Raw genomic sequence first — 18,992 nt, forward strand, 5'->3', positions numbered from 1 at the left:
TATAAGTGAGCGTTTGTTGGCATTAACTGAAATACGTCAGCGAGTTTTAGCCAGTTAGTTAATAGTTGTCACAAATGAAACCTCGTCCCATCTTTCAAGGAGATTTGAATGTCGCAACCGAACCAAAAACTGCGCCTTGGCGCACTGATCGCCCTGGTGGTGGGGTCGATGATTGGCGGGGGAATTTTCTCTTTGCCGCAGAACATGGCGGCTCGTGCCGATGCCGGCGCAATCCTGATCGGTTGGGGAATCACCGCCATCGGAATGCTGACCCTGGCGTTCGTGTTCCAGACTCTGGCCAACCGCAAGCCGGAACTGGATTCCGGCGTCTACGCCTACGCCAAGGCCGGATTTGGCGACTACATGGGTTTCTCTTCCGCGTGGGGTTACTGGATCAGCGCCTGGCTGGGCAACGTCGGCTATTTCGTATTGCTGTTCAGCACCCTCGGTTACTTCTTTCCGGTGTTCGGCCAGGGCAACACACCGATTGCCATCGGCTGCGCCTCGGTGCTGCTGTGGGCCGTGCACTTTCTGGTGATGCGCGGGATCAAGGAGGCCGCGTTCATTAACCAGCTGACGACAGTGGCCAAGATCGTGCCGCTGATCATGTTCATCGTCATCGCCGCCGTGGCGTTCAAGGCCGACATTTTTACCCGCGACATCTGGGGCCACAGCAACCCGAATTTCGGCGGGGTGATGGATCAGGTGCGCAACATGATGCTGGTGACGGTGTTCGTGTTCATCGGCATCGAAGGCGCCAGCGTGTACTCGGCACGGGCCGAGAAACGGGCTGACGTCGGCCGGGCCACGGTGATCGGGTTCATCGGTGTGCTGGCATTGCTGGTGCTGGTCAATGTGCTGTCGCTGGGGATCATGAGTCAGCCGGAACTGGCGACCCTGCAGAACCCGTCGCTGGCGGCGGTGCTGGAACACATCGTCGGGCCGTGGGGCGCGCTGGCGATCAGCATCGGCCTGGCGATTTCGTTGCTCGGTGCATTGCTGTCGTGGGCGCTGCTGTGCGCCGAAATCCTGTTTGCCACGGCCAAGGACAAGACCATGCCGGCGTTCCTGAAAAAGGAAAACGCCAACCATGTGCCGGTCAATGCGCTGTGGCTGACCAACGTGATGATTCAGATTTTCCTGCTGATCACGCTGTTTTCCGCCGGCACCTACACCAGCCTGATTTACCTGGCCTCGTCGATGATCCTGGTGCCGTACCTGTGGTCGGCGGCCTATGCGGTTTTGCTCAGCGGGCGCGGTGAAACCTATGAACATGCCTCCGCCGAACGCACCAAGGATCTGCTGATCGGCGGCATCGCGCTGTGTTACGCGGTGTGGCTGTTGTATGCCGGCGGGGTGAAATACCTGTTGTTGTCGGCGCTGCTGTATGCGCCGGGGGTGATTCTGTTCGCCAAGGCCAAGCATGAGCAGGGTGAGCCGCTGTTCACCACGTTTGAGAAGGGGATTTTTACCTGCGTCATTGCCGGGGCCGGGCTCGCGGCCTACGGGTTGTACAGCGGCGTGTTGTCCCTGTGAGGTTGCCCTTCATCGGGCGACAGTTTTGGCGAGCGCTGATCTGGCGGCGCTGGGCGTTCCGATGAGGGCAGCGATCTCAAACCACGCACGAATCTCAGAGCCACTGCGGTTGATGCGACCCCAACTCAGTCGCCGGCAAAGCCCACTGCAACGGCGTTCCAGCAGTACGCAGCGGCGCTTGTAGCCGATGCGCCGGCCCCCAGGGGGTCTGTTCCACCAGCGAGCTTTGATCCTGTGGATTTTCCGGACGCAACGCTTCGTCAGTCCCAGGCCCATGCTCAACCAACAACTTCGCCGTCCGCGCCAGCGATAACCGTGCCGATCCACCTCGACCACTGCGCAGCCTTTCAGCCAGCAACCGAATCACACTCGCCGCCATCAGATACCCCGTCGCATGGTCCAGCGCCTGCACCGGCAGCGGGGTCGGTTTGTCCGCCTGCCTCCAGCGCTGCCCGGCCTCGGCAATCCCGCTGCTCATCTGCACCAGACTGTCGAAGCCCCGGCGGTTCTGCCACGGGCCGCTCCAGCCGTAGGCGTTGAGGCAGACGTCGATCAGCCCCGGTGCCAGTTGTCGACGACGTTCGGCACCAAAACCGAGGTTTTCAAGCGCATCGGCGCGATAGCCGTGGAGCAGAATGTCGGCCTCCTTGAGCAATCCTTCAAACACCGCACGATCTGCCGGTTGATGCAGATCCAGTCGCGCACAGCGTTTGCCGAGGGTCACTTCCGGCACCACGCCGGGCTCGTTCCAGGTCGGCGGGTCGATGCGCAGGACGTTGGCGCCCAGCCCTGCAAGAAAACGGCTGGCGGTCGGGCCGGCAAGGACGCGGGTCAAATCGAGCACTTTGAGCCCGGCCAATGGCTGCGCCACAGAGCCTTGCCAGAGTTGACGACTTTCGTCTTTCTCATCACTGAAATGCACCAAGGGTTCGGCATTCACCGCCAATCCTTGGGGATGTTTTTGCCACTGTTCCCAACTGCGCATTTCAGCCGCGCAACCCTTGGCCTCGACCACCGCTTGCTCCAGATCGGCACTGGCCCATTGCGCGACTTTCGCCGCCATCGCCGCGCGGTCGGCACAGGCGCCGAGCACCCTTTCAGCGGCGGCGCGGTGATGCGGGGCGTTGGTGTGCAGGCGAATCCAGCCATCTCGGGTTGCGTAGTCGCCGGCGACCGGATCCCACAGCGGCGGCACTTCCCAGCCGATCGGCCGCAGCGAGGTGGCGAACCAGAACGAGGCGAGGCGGCGGTCGACTTCTACGCCGGGCAAGTGGCCGGTCTGCTGCTGAAGCAGTTCGGCGACGGCTTGCCCGGCAGCGGCAATGCTCGCGCAGGCAAGGTCAGTAACGGCAAACGCCGAGGGCAGGGCGCCCTCGCCGGTGAACGGAATCGGCGTGGGGGACAAGCCGAGTGCGGCTTGAATGGACGTGAGCAGATCAGTCATCGAAGGCCCTCCGGAAGAGGGCCTGATCATAGTGCAAAAGAATATCGAGTTAGATGAAAACCCTAATCTCTCTAGTCAACACAAATCCCTGTGGGAGCTTGCCTGCAAGCGATAGCGGAGTGTCTACCGATAGATGTATCGACTGATCCACCGCCATCGCTTGCAGGCAAGCTCCCACAAGGGATGACAGTGATTTTCTAGACGCGGAACTGATCCATCAATTTCATTTGCTGGCTGGCGAGGGCGTTGAGCTGGCTGCTGATCGCCGCCGATTCGGTGGCCTGTTCGGTCAGGGTCTCGGTGACGGTGCGGATCGCCGAGACGTTGCGATTGACCTCTTCGGCCACCGCGCTCTGCTGTTCGGCGGCGCTGGCGATCTGCAGGTTCATGTCGCTGATCACGGTGACCGCGTCGCTGATCTTGCCGAGGGCGTCCACGGCCTGGCGGATCTGCCCGGCGTTGTTGTGGGCCTGGGTCTGGCTCGAATGCATGGTCGCGACCACCCCACGGGTGCCGGTCTGGATGCGTTCGATGACCACGCGGATTTCTTCCACCGAATCCTGAGTGCGCTTGGCGAGGTTACGGACTTCGTCGGCCACCACCGCAAAACCACGACCGCTTTCACCGGCACGGGCCGCTTCGATCGCGGCGTTCAGCGCCAGCAGGTTGGTCTGTTCGGCGATGCTGCGGATCACTTCCAGTACCGAACCGATCTGCTCGCTGTTGACCGCCAGCTCTTCGACTTCGGTCACCGCTTTGCTGACTTCATCGGCCAGTTGATTGATGTCGCGGGTGCTGCGCTCGATGATCGACATCCCGTCCTTGGCCGACTGGTCGGCGCCTTTGGCCGCATTGGCCGCATTCGAGGCGCTGTTGGCCACGTCGTGGGCGGTGGCGCTCATTTCGTTGGATGCGGTTGCAACCTGATCGATCTCGCGGAACTGCACCTGCATGCCTTCGCTGGTCTGGCGGGCAATTTCCGACGATTGATCGGCGGTGCCACGGGCCTCGGTGATGCTCTGTTTGATCTGGGCGATGGTCGGTTGCAGCTTGTCGAGGAAGCGGTTGAACCAGTTCACCAGTTCGCCCAGTTCATCCTTCTTGCTGTAATTCAGACGCTGGGTCAGGTCGCCTTCACCGCTGGCGATGTTCTTCAGCATTTCGGCGACGCTGTTGATCGGGCGGGTCACACCGGAGGCGGTGAGCCAGATCAGCAGCAGGCCGATCAGACCGGCGATCACGGCCACCGACAACGCGGTAATCATGCCGGTTTTCTGTGCATCGTCGAGCACCGCCTGCAGCTTGACCGAGTCGGTCAGCAGTACTTGTTTCGGCAGGTCGATGACCACGCCCCAGGCCCGGGAATTGCCGATGGGATCGACCGGGTACACGGCGCGGATCAGATCGCCCTGTTCGAGAATCTTCGGCGTGCCGGCGCTCAGCAGTTGCAGGATGTCCTTGCCTTCGGCACCGAGGGTTTCGGCGATGCCTTTGCCGACCTTGGTCGCGTCGGTGCTGTAGGCGCCGAGTACGCCGCTGCCGGAGACGATCAGCATGTGCCCGGCACCGTTGAACAGGTCACGCTGGGAACCCACGGCCGCCGCTTGCAGCGCATCGAGGGCAATGTCGATGCCGACCACGCCGATGGTCTTGCCGTCCACCAGCAGTGGCACGGAAATGGTGGTCATGAGCATTTCCTTGCCGCCCACGGTGTCGGCGTAAGGGTCGAGCAGGCAGGTGCGCTTGTTGTCGCGAGGGCAGGTGTACCAGCTGTTGTAAGGCGTGCCGCTGAGGCTGAGGGTGGTCTTGTTCATGTCGTCTTCGACCATGATCGTGTTCAGCGCCGGACCCGCAGCACGGCTCCAGTAACTGGCGAAGCGTCCCGCCTCGTTGGACTGGCGCGCGGCATCGTTGGCGAATTCGCTGTCCTTGCCGTCCAGGCCGTTGGGTTCGAAGGCCAGCCAGATGCCGAGCACCTTGCTGTTGCGCTCGAAGGCGGTTTTCAGGCTCTGGTTCAGTTCTTCACGCAAGGCCCCGGCGTCCAGCGAACGCTTGGCGGCCATGATGCGCATGTCCTTGATCTGGTCGGCCAGGGCGGTGATCACCAGCAGGCTCTCACCGAAGGTTTTCTGTACCTGTACCGCCTGCTCGGCAGCCTTGGCCTGCAGCAGGTTCTGCACGCTGGCGGTGAGCATCTTGCTGCTCGAGTCGCTGACCAGCTTGTCGTTCTGGTTGGTCTGGTAGAGGTTGATGCCGACGATCAGCGCAACCACGCCGAGCAGGCACAGCCCGGACAGCAGGACGATTTTCAGGCGAATGGACAGGGAGTCGAACATGGGGGTGTTCTCGCGAATGAATGAACGGTTGGCTACGGGGCAGGGAGGTGCCCGGTTTGCCAAATCCATTCAGCGCCATTCCATGCTCATCGGCGCGGGGCGAGGGCGCATGAGTCGTATGCCGACGAACGGTCAAGGCAAAACGTTTGCGCGGGCAAATGCCCTGAAAAGAAGGGAAAAATCAGGAAATCTTCGGCAAAGACTCCGGGCGTGACCATATCCAAAGGTTGCCCATTGTCATGCCGGCGATCGCCAGATAGACCGGCCAGCCATGTTCGAGCATCACCAGCATCAGGGTTGCGCACAGCAGCATGCTGAGCGTGGCGCTGACCTTGGCCTTGCGGGCGATGATCTTGCCGTTGCGCCAGTTGCTCAGGATCGGGCCAAACAGCCGATGGTTTTCCAGCCAGGCGCTCAGGCGCGGCGAACTGCGGGTGGCCGCCCAGGCGGCGAGCAGGATGAACTCGGTGGTCGGCAGGCCGGGCACGACGATGGCGATCAGGCCGATGCCGAGGCTGACATAGGCGAGCAGGCCGAACAGCAGGCGGGCGAGTCGGGAGGAGGCGGGTTGGGGCATGGGCTCAGCGAGAGGCTTATGTGACAGGGTGGGAATCTTACAGACTTACGCAATTCCTTGTGGGAGCTGGCTTGCCAGCGATAGCGTCCGGTCAGTCGACAGGGATGTTGTCTGACACGCCGTCATCGCTGGCAAGCCAGCTCCCACAGGGTTTACGGTGTGGCTGGGATCAGGCCGGTTCGGCTTCAGTCGAGTAAGCCTGTTCCAGCAGCACCGTGAAGCGGTTAAACGCATCAATCGCGCCTTGCTCCACTTCGGCTTCCTCTTCAGCGCTGAATTGCAGCGAATCGAGGGTGCGCACAAAACGCTTCCAGCCTTCGGCACGACCGCCTTCAGGTTCGCCCAGGTGACGGGCGCCGAAGGTTTCGCTCAGGTCCAGCGCGACAGCGCGTTTGATCAGAAACGCGGCGCCGAGCTTGGAACCCTCCGACACGAAAATCCAGCCCAGGGCGCGGGCCTTGCTCGGATTTTTCACCGCACCGGCGACGGGTGCAGGCACTTCGGTGTCCAGATCCGCGAGATCGGCCCTGGCCGCTTCGGCGCGGCAGCGGGCCGGCAGGTCAAGGACGATGGCGGTGAGTTCGGCATCGTTGTACAGCGACACCAGTTCCGACTGGAACAGGTACTGCGCGACCACGAAGCGGGCGAAATTGGCGCGGGTCTCGAACGGCGCGTGAGCCTTGACCAGCGCATCGAGCTTGCTGTGCGGCTCGTGGGTGATCTGGTTCAGACGTTGCGAACGCAGGGCTTTTTCCGGGGTGCTCATGAGATGTCCTTGAAAAGAAGAGGCGCTTGATAACGAGACGTACGGGCAAGCGCCGGACAGTAAAAAAACTCACGGCGCGGCAATGCACACGCGCCGTGAGGTCATCCGGATCAGATATCCCAGACCAGATTGATCGCGAAGTTGCGACCCGGCTGGGTCAGGCGATCGAGGTTCGCCGGTTGTGTCACCGAGGCTTCGCCGACGCTGTCGTAACCGCGCACGTCATCCCACAGCCAGTACTTCTTGTCGGTCAGGTTGTAGAGACCGCCGCTGACGGTGACGTCGTCGGTGACTTTGTAATAGCCGGTCAGATCGAGAATGCCGAAGCCCGGAGTCTTGAACTGGCTGCTGACGCCGTCCGGCGACTTGAAGTTGCTGTCGTCGACGCGATCCTTCTTCTTGACCACGGTCCAGCTCAGCAAGCCGCCGTAGTTGTCCTGGTCGTAACCGAGGCCGAACACGCCGGTCAGCGGGTTGACGCTGTTCAACGGCTCGCCGTTGTCGTTGTTGCGACCGTAGGCATAGGCAATCGAACCCTGGGTGTACAGGCCTTGCGGTGCGCCGAAGGAATCCAGGTTCAGGCGACCTTTGACTTCAGCACCCTTGATGGTGGCGTGCTTGATGTTGCTGGACTGGAACGTCAGCTCGCTATATCCCGGGGTGACGGCGTCTTCGTTGATGAAATCGCGGTATTGGTTATAGAACACCGCCACGTCGAACGAGCCTTGCTCGAAGTTGCCGCGCAGACCGGTTTCATAGCTTTTGCTTTTTTCCGGTTCCAGGTCCGGGTTCGGCGCCACGTTGTAGCCGGTGGTGCTGTTCTCGAAGCGGCCGTACAGCGCTTTTGCGGTCGGGGTGCGGAAGCCTTCGGCGTACTGGCCGTACCAGGTGTAGTTGTCGGTCAGGGCGTAGGTCAGGCCGAATTTCGGCGAGACTTTATGCCAGGTCTTGTTCTCATCGCTGACCGTACCGTTGCCGTCGGCGGCCACGGTGTTGAGGAACTCCTGGGTGATGTGCGGCTTGAGCTGGGTGTAGTCGTAGCGCAGGCCCGGCAGGAAGGTCCATTTGTTCCAGCTGATCTGATCCTGGGCGAACAGGCTGTAGGTATTGATGGTCGGGTCCGGGAAGTCGCTGGACTTCTTCAGCACGTCGGCCGCACTGGTAGCGCCGATGGCGGTGCAGCCGCGACCGATTGCCAGGCACTTGCCGTCGCCGCTGCGCGAGCCGGTGACCTTCTGCTGTTTGATCGTGGTGCCGTAGGTCAGCACGTGATCGGTGTCACCGATGGCGAAGGCCTTGTCCAGTTGCGCATCGAACACCCACTGTTTTTCCTCGTAGATCGTGTCGCGGGTGCGCAGCACTTTACGGGTCATCGGGTAGTAGAACTCGTCGGTGCTCTGGTCAGTCTTGGCGGTCTGGTGGTTGAGGCTCCACTTCACGTTGTCCGCCAGCAGGCTGTTCAACTCGAAGCTGTGCTCCAGGCCGAAGCGCTCGCGGGTGATGGTGTCGTTGCCGGTGCGCCACTGGTACATGCCGCCGGGCAGCACGCTGTTCGGAATGGTCGGGGCACCGTTGAAGTACGGGCCGCCGTAAGCGCTTTTCTGATCGGTGTCGCGATCATCCTTGTACTTTTCGTAGGTCAGGCCCAGGCGCGAACCTTCGTTGTAGTTCCAGCCGAGCTTGGCCAGCACGTTGGTCGCTTTCACGTCCTCCGGGTTGGCGGCGGTGCGCTCCAGGCCCGTGCCGTTGTTGCTGCCGTAGGAATCGGTTTCATGACCGTCGCGCTGGCTGTAATGCAGCAAACCGTCGAACTGCTCGGCGCGACCGGCGACGGTGGCGGATTTCAGCCAGCTCTCGTCGGCGGAGCTGTAGCCGGTTTTCAGGCGGGCGCCGACGTCTTTGCCGGGCTTGATGATGTCGTCCGGGTCGAGGGTGTAGTAGCTGACGGCGCCGCCGATGGCGTTGCTGCCGTACAGCACCGAGGCCGGGCCGCGAAGGATTTCGACACGTTTGACGATTTCAGGGTCAACGTAATTGCGCTGGGTCTTGGCGTACGGGCCATTGAAGAAACCGTCCGGCACTTCGACGCCGTCGACCTGAGTCAGGATGCGATCACCGTCGATGCCGCGAATGTTGTAGCCGCTGATCCCGCCGCGCTGGCCGGCGCCGCCGACGGACACGCCCGGCTCGTAGCGCACCAGATCCTTGATGGTGTTGACGTTGTTGCGGTCGAGTTCTTCGCGGGTGTGCACGGTGACGGTGCTGGGCACGCTGTTCACCGACTGTTCCTGACGGGTGGCGCTGATGGTCACTTGATCGAGGTTAAGTGCGCCGCTGCTGGCGCGCTTTTCCAGCACGACGTTGCTGTTGCTCAGTTTGCGGAAGCTCAGGTTGGTCCCCACCAACAGGCGCTCCAGGGCTTTTTCCGGTGGCAGCGAACCGCGCACGCCCGGCGACGACACGTCTTGACCCAGTTCCGCCGGCAAACCGACCTGCCAGCCCGTGACAGCGGTGAACGCGTTGAGCGCCGACACCAGCGGCTGCTGGCCGATGGCGAACGAGTAATCGCCCATGTTGCGCGCCGGTTGTTCGGGGGCGGCCATCAGCGGCGCGGTGCCGGCCATCAGGATGGCGGCGGTCAGCAGCGACAGCACGCGGGAAGGGGAAGAAGTCTGGCGGGTAAGGCGTGAGGACATCGATAGCGCTCCGTGTCGCACGAATCTTTATAGGTGCTGATTGATCTCGCGAGATGCGAATCAATTGCATTGGCTATAACGAGACGAAAGAGCTTTGGCTATCGAGTAAAAATAATTCTCATTTAGTTCAGGATCACCAGCGCCGGGAATTCCCGAAGCTTGGCCGAGGTGATGTGAGCGAGCGAACGCACCACGTCCAGCGGCTGGTCGAGACGGTAATTGCCGGTGACGGCAACATCGGCCAACTGTTCGTTGGTGTTGATGATGAAGCCCGGATAGTAGCGGCGCAGTTCGGCCAGCACCTGATTCAGCGGGCAGTTCTCGAAGATCAGCCGACCTTGCACCCAGGCCAGATCGGTGGCGGCGTCGACCTTGGCCGGGCGGTCGAAACCGTTGGGACCGATGCGGATGCTTTCCCCGGCGGACAGCCGCACCCGTGCATCGTCACGGGTCGCCCGCAGATCGACATCGCCACGCTGCACCCGCACCTGCGCCACGCCGTCCAGATAACGTACGGCGAATGCGGTATCGCGTACGCTGGCTTTCACCGGGCCGGCGTCGATTTCCAGTGGCTGGTTGCGGCTGGCCGGAATCTCGAAAAACGCTTCGCCCTGATACAGGCGCGCAACTCGCTGCCGATCGTTGATCGTGCTGGAGAACGCGGAATTGGTGTTGAGCAGGACTTTCGAACCGTCCTCGAGCTGCAAGCGCTGACGCTCGCCGACCACGGTCAGGTGATCGGCCTGCAAACGCATCGGCAGGTTGCTGAAGTTGAACAGGCCGAGCAGCAGCACCGCGGCAGTGGCCAGTGGTTTCCAGTGCGGACGCAAACGAGTGAGGATGCTGACTTTCTTCGGTTTGGCCGCAAGGTTCTGCGCGCACTGGACGATCTGCGGGCCGTCCCAGATTGCCTGGGCCTTGGCGAACGCCTCGGCGTTCAACGGATCGGCCGCCAGCCAGGCATGGAATTGCCGGGTCTGCTCCTCGTCCGGACTGCCGAGCACGATGAGCCAGTCCAGAGCCTGGTCCATTGCGCTGGCGGCGTCCTGCGCCGATGAAGGCGAAGGGGAGCGGTGGATGTCCGTCACGGTGTTTCCTCGGCAGTGTCTGTGCACGGCTGTTTTTTAGTGAAGCGTAAACGTCGGGCAAGGGTAACAAAGCCCGATGATCAGTGCAGTCGATCCTGGCCCTTACAAAAAACCTACAGCATCAGTCGCCATTCAAGCGTTCGGCGACACCGATGCAAATGGTCATGATCAGTTTGAGTTCTTTCTGCACCGTGCTGAGGGACACGCTCAGTTCTTCGGCGATTTCCTGATAACTGTGCCCGTGCAGGCGGCTGAGGATGAAGATTTGCTGTTGGCGGGGGCTGAGTTCAGCGAGGCTCACGTTCAGGCGCTCCAGCAATTGTTCGGCGTGGGCGGCGTCTTCGGCGCTGCTGGTGGGGGCGGCGACGCTGTGCACCACGTCCTGCGGCACGTCGTCGACCATGGTGCGTGAGTGAATCTTGCGCGCACGCAAATGGTCCAGCGCCAGGTTGCGCGCGGTCTGGAAGACAAAGGGTTCAAGGTGATCGATGGCCCGTTCGCTCAGCGCCCGGGTGACGCGCAGGTAGGTTTCCTGCAACAGGTCTTCGGCGGTGCTGGGGTTATTGACCATCCGTTCCAGGGTCCGCAGCAGCGACGTGCGCTGGGCGAGGAAGACGTGGTTGAAGTGTGATTGACTCACGGGAAGACCTGATCCATTTCGAGCGAATGATAATGCTTATCATCCGCTCGAGTGGTCAAGTGTTGATTTCAGATTGAAATCAACTCTGTGGGAGCGGGCTTGCTCGCGAAAGTGTCGTGTCAGGCAATAAATATGTCGACTGACCCATCGCATTCGCGAGCAAGCCCGCTCCCACAGGGGGTAGGCGTTTTATTCCGCGTTGCACAGCGCCAGGCAGTTATCGAGCATGCGGTTGGAGAAGCCCCACTCGTTGTCGTACCAGGCCAGCACTTTCAGCAGTTTGCCGCTGGATTTGGTGTGGTTGGCATCGAAGATCGACGACAGCGGGTTGTGGTTGAAGTCGCTCGATACCAGCGGCAGGGTGTTGTAGCCGAGGATCTTCGAATGCTGGCTCGCAGCTTTCATCAGCGCGTTCACTTCATCGGCCGAGGCTTCGCGCTTCAGCTGTACGGTCAGGTCCACCAGCGACACATTGATCACCGGCACGCGCACGGCCATGCCGGTCAGCTTGCCCGCCAGTTCCGGCAGCACCAGGCCCACGGCTTCGGCGGCGCCGGTCTTGCTCGGGATCATGTTCTGGGTGGCGGAGCGGGCGCGGTACGGGTCGGTGTGGTAGACGTCGGTCAGGTTCTGGTCGTTGGTGTAGGCGTGGATGGTGGTCATCAGACCGCTTTCGATGCCCAGTTCGCGGTGCAGCACCTGGGCCACCGGGGCCAGGCAGTTGGTGGTGCACGAGGCGTTGGAAATGATCTGGTGCGACTGGCGCAGAATGTCGTGGTTCACGCCGTAAACGACGGTGGCATCGGCGCCTTTGGCCGGGGCCGAGATGATCACTTTGCGTGCGCCGGCGGTAATATGCGCGGCGGCTTTGGCCCGGTCGGTGAACAGACCGGTGCATTCGAACACCACATCGATCTTTTCCGCGGCCCATGGCAGGTCGGCCGGGTTGCGGATGGCGCTGACCGAAATGCGGTCGCCGTTGACGGTCAGGCTCTCGTTGTCATGGGCAACTTCGGCGTCGAACGTGCCATGAACGGTGTCGTACTTGAGCAGATGCGCATTGATCGCGCTGTCGCCCAGATCGTTGATGGCAACGATCTGCAAATCCTGACGATAGCCTTGGGTATACAGTGCGCGCAGGACATTACGGCCGATGCGGCCAAAACCATTGATTGCGATTCGAAGAGTCATTGAACAGCGCCGCCGTCGTTTTGTTGTTGGAATTACAAGATTATTCGCATAAAAATAGAAAACAAGCCTTTTTAGTGGCAATATTTTGTTTTATCTACAACGAGTGACCTGAATCAACTGGTCCGAATGGTCAAGGAAACCGCCCGTCATCCCACACGTGCGGGCGCTTTGGTCAGCATAGACAATCAGGTCGCCACATCCGTTAGCCTGGAGTTCTACACATGCATCCCCGCGTTCTTGAGGTCACCGAACGGCTTATCGCCCGCAGCCGCGCCACGCGTCAGGCTTACCTTGCGCTGATTCGCGGCGCTGCAACCGACGGGCCGATGCGCGGCAAGCTGCAATGCGCAAACTTCGCCCACGGGGTGGCCGGATGCGGCAGCGAAGACAAGCACAGCCTGCGGATGATGAACTCGGCGAACATCGCCATTGTTTCGTCATATAACGACATGCTCTCGGCGCACCAGCCGTACGAAGTCTTCCCTGAACAGATCAAGAACGCCCTGCGCGAAATCGGCTCGGTCGGCCAGTTCGCCGGCGGTACGCCTGCCATGTGCGACGGCGTGACCCAGGGCGAGCCGGGCATGGAGCTGAGCCTGCCGAGCCGCGAAGTGATCGCGATGTCGACGGCGGTGGCGCTGTCGCACAACATGTTCGACGGCGCGCTGATGCTCGGCATCTGCGACAAGATCGTGCCTGGCCTGATGATGGGGTCGCTGCGTTTCGGTCACCTGCCGACGATTTTCGTGCCGGGCGGGCCGATGGTCTCGGGGATTTCCAACAAGGAAAAAGCCGACGTGCGGCAGAAGTACGCCGAAGGCAAGGCGACCCGCGAAGAGCTGCTGGAATCGGAAATGAAGTCCTACCACAGCCCGGGCACCTGCACGTTCTATGGCACCGCCAACACCAACCAGTTGCTGATGGAAGTCATGGGCCTGCACTTGCCGGGCGCCTCTTTCGTCAACCCGAACACGCCGCTGCGTGACGCCCTGACCCGCGAAGCCGCGCATCAGGTCACGCGCCTGACCAAGCAGAATGGCAACTTCATGCCGATTGGCGAAATCGTCGACGAGAAGGCGCTGGTCAACTCGATCGTCGCGCTGCATGCCACCGGCGGCTCGACCAACCACACCCTGCACATGCCGGCCATCGCCATGGCGGCGGGCATTCAACTGACCTGGCAGGACATGGCCGACCTCTCCGAAGTCGTGCCGACCCTGAGCCACGTTTATCCGAACGGCAAGGCTGACATCAACCACTTCCAGGCGGCGGGCGGCATGTCGTTCCTGATCCGCGAACTGCTCGAAGCCGGCCTGCTGCACGAAGACGTCAACACCGTGCTCGGCCACGGCTTGAGCCAGTACACCAAGGAACCTTTCCTGGATAACGGCAAACTGGTGTGGCGCGAAGGCCCGACCGACAGCCTCGACGAAAACATCCTGCGTCCGGTGGCTCGTGCGTTCTCGGCAGAGGGCGGATTGCGGGTGATGGAAGGCAACCTCGGTCGTGGCGTGATGAAGGTGTCCGCCGTGGCACTGGAAAACCAGATCGTCGAAGCACCGGCCATGGTGTTCCAGGATCAACAGGACCTGGCCGACGCCTTCAAGGCCGGTTTGCTGGAGAAGGATTTCGTTGCGGTGATGCGCTTCCAGGGCCCGCGCTCCAACGGCATGCCGGAACTGCACAAGATGACGCCGTTCCTCGGCGTGCTGCAGGACCGCGGCTTCAAAGTTGCACTGGTGACGGACGGGCGCATGTCCGGCGCCTCGGGGAAAATCCCGGCGGCCATTCACGTCAGCCCGGAAGCTTATGTGGGCGGTGCTTTGGCGCGCGTGCAAGAGGGCGATATCATCCGCGTCGATGGCGTCAAAGGCACTTTGGAACTCAAGGTCGACGCCGCCGAATTCGCAGCGCGCGAACCCGCCAAAGGCCTGTTGGGCAACAACATCGGCAGCGGGCGCGAACTGTTTGGCTTCATGCGTTTGGCCTTCAGCTCGGCGGAGCAGGGCGCCAGCGCCTTCACTTCTGCCCTGGAGACGCTTAATTGAAACTGGCTTTGGTCGGTGATATCGGAGGCACCAACGCGCGGTTCGCGTTGTGGAAAGATCAGCAGCTCGAATCGGTGCAGGTGCTGGCCACGGCCGACCATGCCTGCCCGGAAGAGGCGATCAGCCTCTACCTGAGCGGGCTCGGCCTGGCGCCGGGCGCCATCGGTTCGGTGTGCCTGTCGGTGGCAGGTCCTGTCAGTGGCGACGAATTCAAGTTCACCAACAACCACTGGCGCCTGAGTCGCAAGGCGTTCTGCCAGGCGTTGCAGGTCGAGCAGTTGTTGTTGATCAACGACTTCTCCGCCATGGCGCTGGGCATGACCCGTTTGCAGCCCGGTGAATTCCGCGTGGTCTGTGAAGGTGCGCCTGAGCCGTTGCGTCCGGCGGTGGTGATCGGCCCGGGCACAGGCCTGGGCGTCGGCACGTTGCTCGATCTGGGCGAAGGCCGGTTTGCTGCGTTGCCGGGGGAGGGGGGGCATGTCGATCTGCCGCTGGGCAGTGTGCGTGAAACCCAATTGTGGCAGCACATCCATAACGAAATCGGCCACGTCAGTGCGGAAACCGCATTGAGCGGCGGTGGCTTGCCTCGGGTGTACCGAGCGATCTGCGCCGTGGATGGCCATGAACCCAAGCTGGATACACCGGAAGCGATCACTGCGGCGGGCCTCGCAGGCGACCCGATTGCCCTGGAAGTGCTGGAGCAGTTTTGCTGCTGGCTCGGTCGCGTGGCCGGCAACAACGTGCTGACCACTGGCGGTCGCGGTGGGGTTTATATCGTTGGCGGCGTGATCCCGCGCTTTGCCGATTTCTTCCTCGAAAGCGGTTTCGCCCGCAGCTTTGCCGACAAGGGCTGCATGAGCGATTACTTCAAGGGGATTCCGGTGTGGCTGGTGACGGCGCCGTATTCCGGTCTCGTCGGTGCCGGCGTGGCGCTCGAACAGGAAGGCTGAAAATCGTTCCCACGTCGAACCGTCCGCGTGGGAATGCCGCCCGTGACGCTCCGCGTCACTGGACGCGGAGTGTCCCTTGATACATTCCCACGCAGAGCGTGGGAACGAACGGTCTACACATCAGGCATAATCCGCCCAATTCCAACAACAAGGATGCCTTCGAAGTGAGTTCAGTCAACAAGTCGATTTTGTTGGTCGATGACGACCAGGAGATACGCGAGTTGCTGGAAACCTACCTGACCCGCGCGGGTTTTCAGGTACGGGCCACGGCCGACGGCGCCAGTTTCCGCCAGGCGCTGAACGAGGCGCCGAGCGATCTGGTGATTCTTGACGTGATGCTGCCCGATGAAGACGGCTTCAGCCTGTGCCGCTGGGTGCGTCAGCATCCGCGTCAGGCCCAGGTGCCGATCATCATGCTCACCGCCAGTTCCGACGAAGCTGACCGGGTCATCGGTCTGGAGCTCGGCGCCGACGACTACCTCGGCAAACCTTTCAGCCCCCGCGAACTGCAAGCCCGGATCAAGGCCCTGCTGCGCCGCGCCCAATTCGGTCAGGAACGCGGCGGCAGTGAAGTGCTGGCGTTTGATGAATGGCGGTTGGACATGGTCAGCCATCGGCTGTTTCACACCGACGGCGAGGAAGTGATTCTGTCCGGCGCCGACTTCGCCCTGTTGAAGCTGTTCCTCGATCACCCTCAGGAAATCCTCGACCGCGACACCATCGGCAACGCCACCCGTGGCCGCGACCTGATGCCCCTTGATCGCATCGTTGACATGGCCGTCAGCCGCTTGCGTCAGCGTCTGCGCGACACCGAAAAACCGCCGCGACTGATCCGCACCGTGCGCGGCAGCGGCTACCAGCTGGCAGCCAATGTGGTTGCCGGCAATGGTCACTGAGTTCCTGCGCACCACCGCGCGCAAAGTGCCGATGCCGCGTTCGCTGCTCGGCCGGATGTTGCTGCTGACGTTGCTCGCGGTGTTGTTCGCCCAGACGCTGTCCAGCGTGATCTGGGTGTCCCAATTGCGTGCGACCCAGCTCGAAGGCCTGGTCACCAGCGCCCGCAGCCTTGCCCATTCGATGACGGCCAGCGTCAGTTATTTCCGCTCGTTGCCGGTGGCTTATCGGCCGCTGGTGCTCGACCAATTGCGCAGCATGGGCGGCACGCGTTTTGTGGTGACGCTGAATGACAAACCGCTGGGCATGGAAGTGCTGCCGGTAACGCCGCGCAAGGCAGCGGTGTTGAAAGCGGTGGATGAAGTGTTGCGCCAGTCGCTGGGCCAGGACACCGACATCCTGGTGACCTTCGTCAGCCCCGATGACTTACGGATCTTCAACGCCGGGTTGAAACTCGATGAGCTGCCGCGCTCTTGGGCGCATTACGCGCTGACCCTGGAGCCGGTGAATCCACCGGTGCTGGTGACCCAGATCCAGTTGGCGCCCGGTGAGTGGCTGTACATCGCCTCGCTGCTGCCCGAGCCCTACACCAGTCTTGAAGAACAAGGCCTGCCGACCCAGCAGGTGTGGTTCATCGTCTTCACCAGCGGTTTTCTGTTGTTGTTCATCGGCCTGCTGGTGCACTGGCAGAGCCGGCCGCTCAAGCGTCTGGCGCGTGCTGCGCGGGACTTGTCGCTGGGCGCCGACGTCGAGCCGGTGGCCGAGGGCGGCGGCAGCGAAGTGGTGGAGGTGGGGCGCGCCTTCAACACCATGCGCGAGCGCATCAGCCGTTACCTGACCGAGCGCAGTCAGTTGTTCAGCGCGATTTCCCATGACCTGCGCACGCCGATCACTCGTCTGCGTCTGCGGGTCGAACTGCTGGAAGACGAACAGCTGCAAACCAAGTTCGGCCGCGATCTGGATGAGCTGGAGCTGCTGGTCAAAGGCGCGCTGCAATGCGTGAAGGACACCGATATCCACGAAAACATCGAGCCGGTGGATCTCAATCATGTGCTCGACTGTCTGGTGGAGCCGTATCTGGCGCCCAACGGCAATGGCCGCGTGACCCAGCAGGGGCGGGCGCTGGCGCCGTATCCGGGCAAGCCACTGGCGCTCAAGCGCTGCATCGGCAACTTGATCGACAATGCGCTGAAGTACGGACAGAACGCCCATCTGCATATCGATGATGACGAGAGTGCGTTCGTGCTGCATGTCGACGATGAAGGTCCGGGCGTCCCGGAGCAGCGGCTGGAGCAGGTGTTCGAACCGCACTTCCGGTTGGCGGGGCAGCAGCAAGGATACGGTCTCGGTTTGGGGATCGCCCGCAACATTGCTCATAGCCATGGCGGTGAGGTGACGTTGCAGAATCTTCGTGAAGGCGGATTGCGTGTGACCCTGCAATTGCCGCGTTCGGCGGATTGATCTTAATGTCACCGACTGGTGACAAAAGCCGCCTCCTTCGTTACAAGCCGTCCCCGGCCCGTTGTTTAGACTGCCCGCAGTCATAACAACAAAAAAGGCCACCCATGGATCACTTCAATCCGGGCTTCAGCAGTTGGCTGAATGCTCCTGCCCACCAGCAATGGCTCGCCGACGAAGGCCTGCGCCTGTTGGCATTTGCCAAGGCTTCGCGACTGCCCGAAGGCTTTGGCAATCTCGATGAGCGCGGCCAGCTCCAGGCCGGCGCGCAAGCCGAAACCATGAACACTGCGCGCATGACCCACAGCTTCGCCATGGCCCACATTCAGGGTCTGCCAGGATTCGCCGAGCTGGTCGATCACGGCATTGCGGCCCTGCGCGGCCCGTTGCGCGATGCGCTGCACGGCGGTTGGTTCGCTGTTGCCGAACACCGTGACGGCAATACCGGCAAGAACGCTTATCTGCATGCTTTCGTGGCCCTCGCAGCCAGTTCCGCGGTGGTCGCGCAACGCCCCGGCGCGCAGGCGTTGCTGGATGACGCCATCGACATCATCGACACATATTTCTGGAGCGAAGAAGAGGGCGCCATGCGCGAATTCTTCAACCGCGACTGGCGCGAAGAAGAAGCCTATCGCGGCGCCAACAGCAACATGCACGCCACCGAAGCGTTCCTTGCGCTGGCCGATGTCACCGAAGACCCGCGCTGGCTGGTGCGTGCGCAACGCATCGTCGAGCGGGTGATTCACGGGCACGCCGCCGCCAACGATTACCTGGTGATCGAGCATTTCGACCGCGACTGGCAACCGTTGCGCGAATACAACCATGACAATCCTGCCGACGGCTTCCGCCCGTACGGCACCACGCCGGGCCACGGTTTCGAGTGGGCGCGGCTGCTGCTGCACCTCGAAGCGGCGCGGGTCCAGGCCGGCATGCTCACCCCCGGCTGGCTGGCCACTGATGCGCAAAAGCTGTTCGAACAAAACTGCCGCCATGGCTGGGACGTCGATGGTGCGCCGGGCATCGTCTACACCCTCGACTGGGACAACAAGGCCGTGGTTCGCCATCGCCTGCACTGGACTCACGCCGAGGCCAGCGCTGCCGCCAGTGCCTTGCTCAAACGCACCGGCGATGCGCAATACGAAAGCTGGTATCGCCTGTTCTGGGAATTTTGCGATACGCATTTTATCGACCGCTGCGACGGCAGCTGGCATCACGAACTGGATCCGCAAAACCGTCCAAGTGCCGATATCTGGGCGGGCAAACCGGATCTGTACCACGCCTGGCAGGCCGTGCTGATTCCGCGTCTGCCGCTGGCGCCGAGCATGGCCAGTGCTCTGGCACAACTGTCCCGAAGCGTTCCTGTGTAAC

14 protein-coding genes are annotated in these 18,992 nt (G+C 61.9%); 6 read left to right on the plus strand and 8 right to left on the minus strand.

Annotated elements, in window-relative coordinates; all coding sequences use genetic code 11:
* Positions 1-108: 108 nt before the first annotated feature.
* Positions 109-1,536, plus strand: coding sequence for an arginine-ornithine antiporter (gene arcD, locus J5M72_RS21150; protein ID WP_207866979.1), 1,428 nt, complete (start codon positions 109-111; stop codon positions 1,534-1,536).
* Positions 1,537-1,630: 94 nt separating this feature from the next.
* Here arcD and J5M72_RS21155 read toward each other — a convergent pair whose 3' ends face one another.
* The 8 genes from J5M72_RS21155 to gap all read right to left on the minus strand — a co-directional run bounded on the left by J5M72_RS21155 (position 1,631) and on the right by gap (position 12,274).
* The gene (locus J5M72_RS21155; protein WP_207866980.1) at positions 1,631-2,980 is read right to left on the minus strand and encodes a CoA transferase; all 1,350 of its coding nucleotides are present in this window, start codon (positions 2,978-2,980) and stop codon (positions 1,631-1,633) included.
* A 197-nt stretch (positions 2,981-3,177) separates the two neighbouring features.
* Entirely contained in the window at positions 3,178-5,316 is a 2,139-nt protein-coding gene (locus J5M72_RS21160) for a methyl-accepting chemotaxis protein (protein WP_207866981.1), read from the minus strand.
* A gap of 181 nt (positions 5,317-5,497) precedes the next feature.
* Positions 5,498-5,893, minus strand: coding sequence for a YbaN family protein (locus tag J5M72_RS21165; protein ID WP_207866982.1), 396 nt, complete (start codon positions 5,891-5,893; stop codon positions 5,498-5,500).
* Positions 5,894-6,062: 169 nt separating this feature from the next.
* Positions 6,063-6,659 carry a biliverdin-producing heme oxygenase gene (locus J5M72_RS21170; protein ID WP_207866983.1) on the minus strand — a complete coding sequence of 199 codons (597 nt, stop codon included), beginning with the start codon at positions 6,657-6,659 and terminating at the stop codon, positions 6,063-6,065.
* A gap of 110 nt (positions 6,660-6,769) precedes the next feature.
* The gene (locus tag J5M72_RS21175; protein WP_207866984.1) at positions 6,770-9,355 is read right to left on the minus strand and encodes a TonB-dependent receptor; all 2,586 of its coding nucleotides are present in this window, start codon (positions 9,353-9,355) and stop codon (positions 6,770-6,772) included.
* A gap of 122 nt (positions 9,356-9,477) precedes the next feature.
* Positions 9,478-10,443, minus strand: a complete 966-nt coding sequence (locus tag J5M72_RS21180; RefSeq protein WP_207866985.1) for a FecR domain-containing protein — start codon at positions 10,441-10,443, stop codon at positions 9,478-9,480.
* 121 nt (positions 10,444-10,564) lie between these two features.
* A complete protein-coding gene (locus J5M72_RS21185; protein ID WP_207866986.1) occupies positions 10,565-11,083 on the minus strand; it encodes an RNA polymerase sigma factor in 519 nt (172 codons plus the stop codon).
* Positions 11,084-11,272: 189 nt separating this feature from the next.
* Positions 11,273-12,274, minus strand: coding sequence for a type I glyceraldehyde-3-phosphate dehydrogenase (gene gap, locus J5M72_RS21190; RefSeq protein ID WP_007951174.1), 1,002 nt, complete (start codon positions 12,272-12,274; stop codon positions 11,273-11,275).
* Positions 12,275-12,495: 221 nt separating this feature from the next.
* Here gap and edd point away from each other — a divergent pair, with 221 nt between their 5' ends.
* The 5 genes from edd to J5M72_RS21215 all read left to right on the plus strand — a co-directional run bounded on the left by edd (position 12,496) and on the right by J5M72_RS21215 (position 18,991).
* Complete coding sequence (gene edd, locus J5M72_RS21195) at positions 12,496-14,322, plus strand: phosphogluconate dehydratase (protein ID WP_085606582.1); 1,827 nt, start codon at positions 12,496-12,498, stop codon at positions 14,320-14,322.
* On the plus strand, positions 14,319-15,272 hold the full coding sequence (locus J5M72_RS21200; protein WP_207866987.1) for a glucokinase: 954 nt from the start codon (positions 14,319-14,321) through the stop codon (positions 15,270-15,272). Before edd ends, J5M72_RS21200 begins: the two co-directional genes overlap by 4 nt.
* A gap of 164 nt (positions 15,273-15,436) precedes the next feature.
* Positions 15,437-16,168 (plus strand): response regulator transcription factor, encoded by a 732-nt coding sequence (locus J5M72_RS21205; protein WP_207866988.1) that lies wholly within the window; start codon positions 15,437-15,439, stop codon positions 16,166-16,168.
* Positions 16,169-16,199: 31 nt separating this feature from the next.
* Positions 16,200-17,627 carry an ATP-binding protein gene (locus J5M72_RS21210; RefSeq protein ID WP_169432689.1) on the plus strand — a complete coding sequence of 476 codons (1,428 nt, stop codon included), beginning with the start codon at positions 16,200-16,202 and terminating at the stop codon, positions 17,625-17,627.
* 104 nt (positions 17,628-17,731) lie between these two features.
* A complete protein-coding gene (locus J5M72_RS21215; protein WP_207866989.1) occupies positions 17,732-18,991 on the plus strand; it encodes an AGE family epimerase/isomerase in 1,260 nt (419 codons plus the stop codon).
* Position 18,992: the final 1 nt, after the last annotated feature.

Origin of the sequence: Pseudomonas sp. 58(2021), from assembly GCF_017491585.1 — a bacterium.
Classification (GTDB): domain Bacteria; phylum Pseudomonadota; class Gammaproteobacteria; order Pseudomonadales; family Pseudomonadaceae; genus Aquipseudomonas; species Aquipseudomonas fluorescens_BT.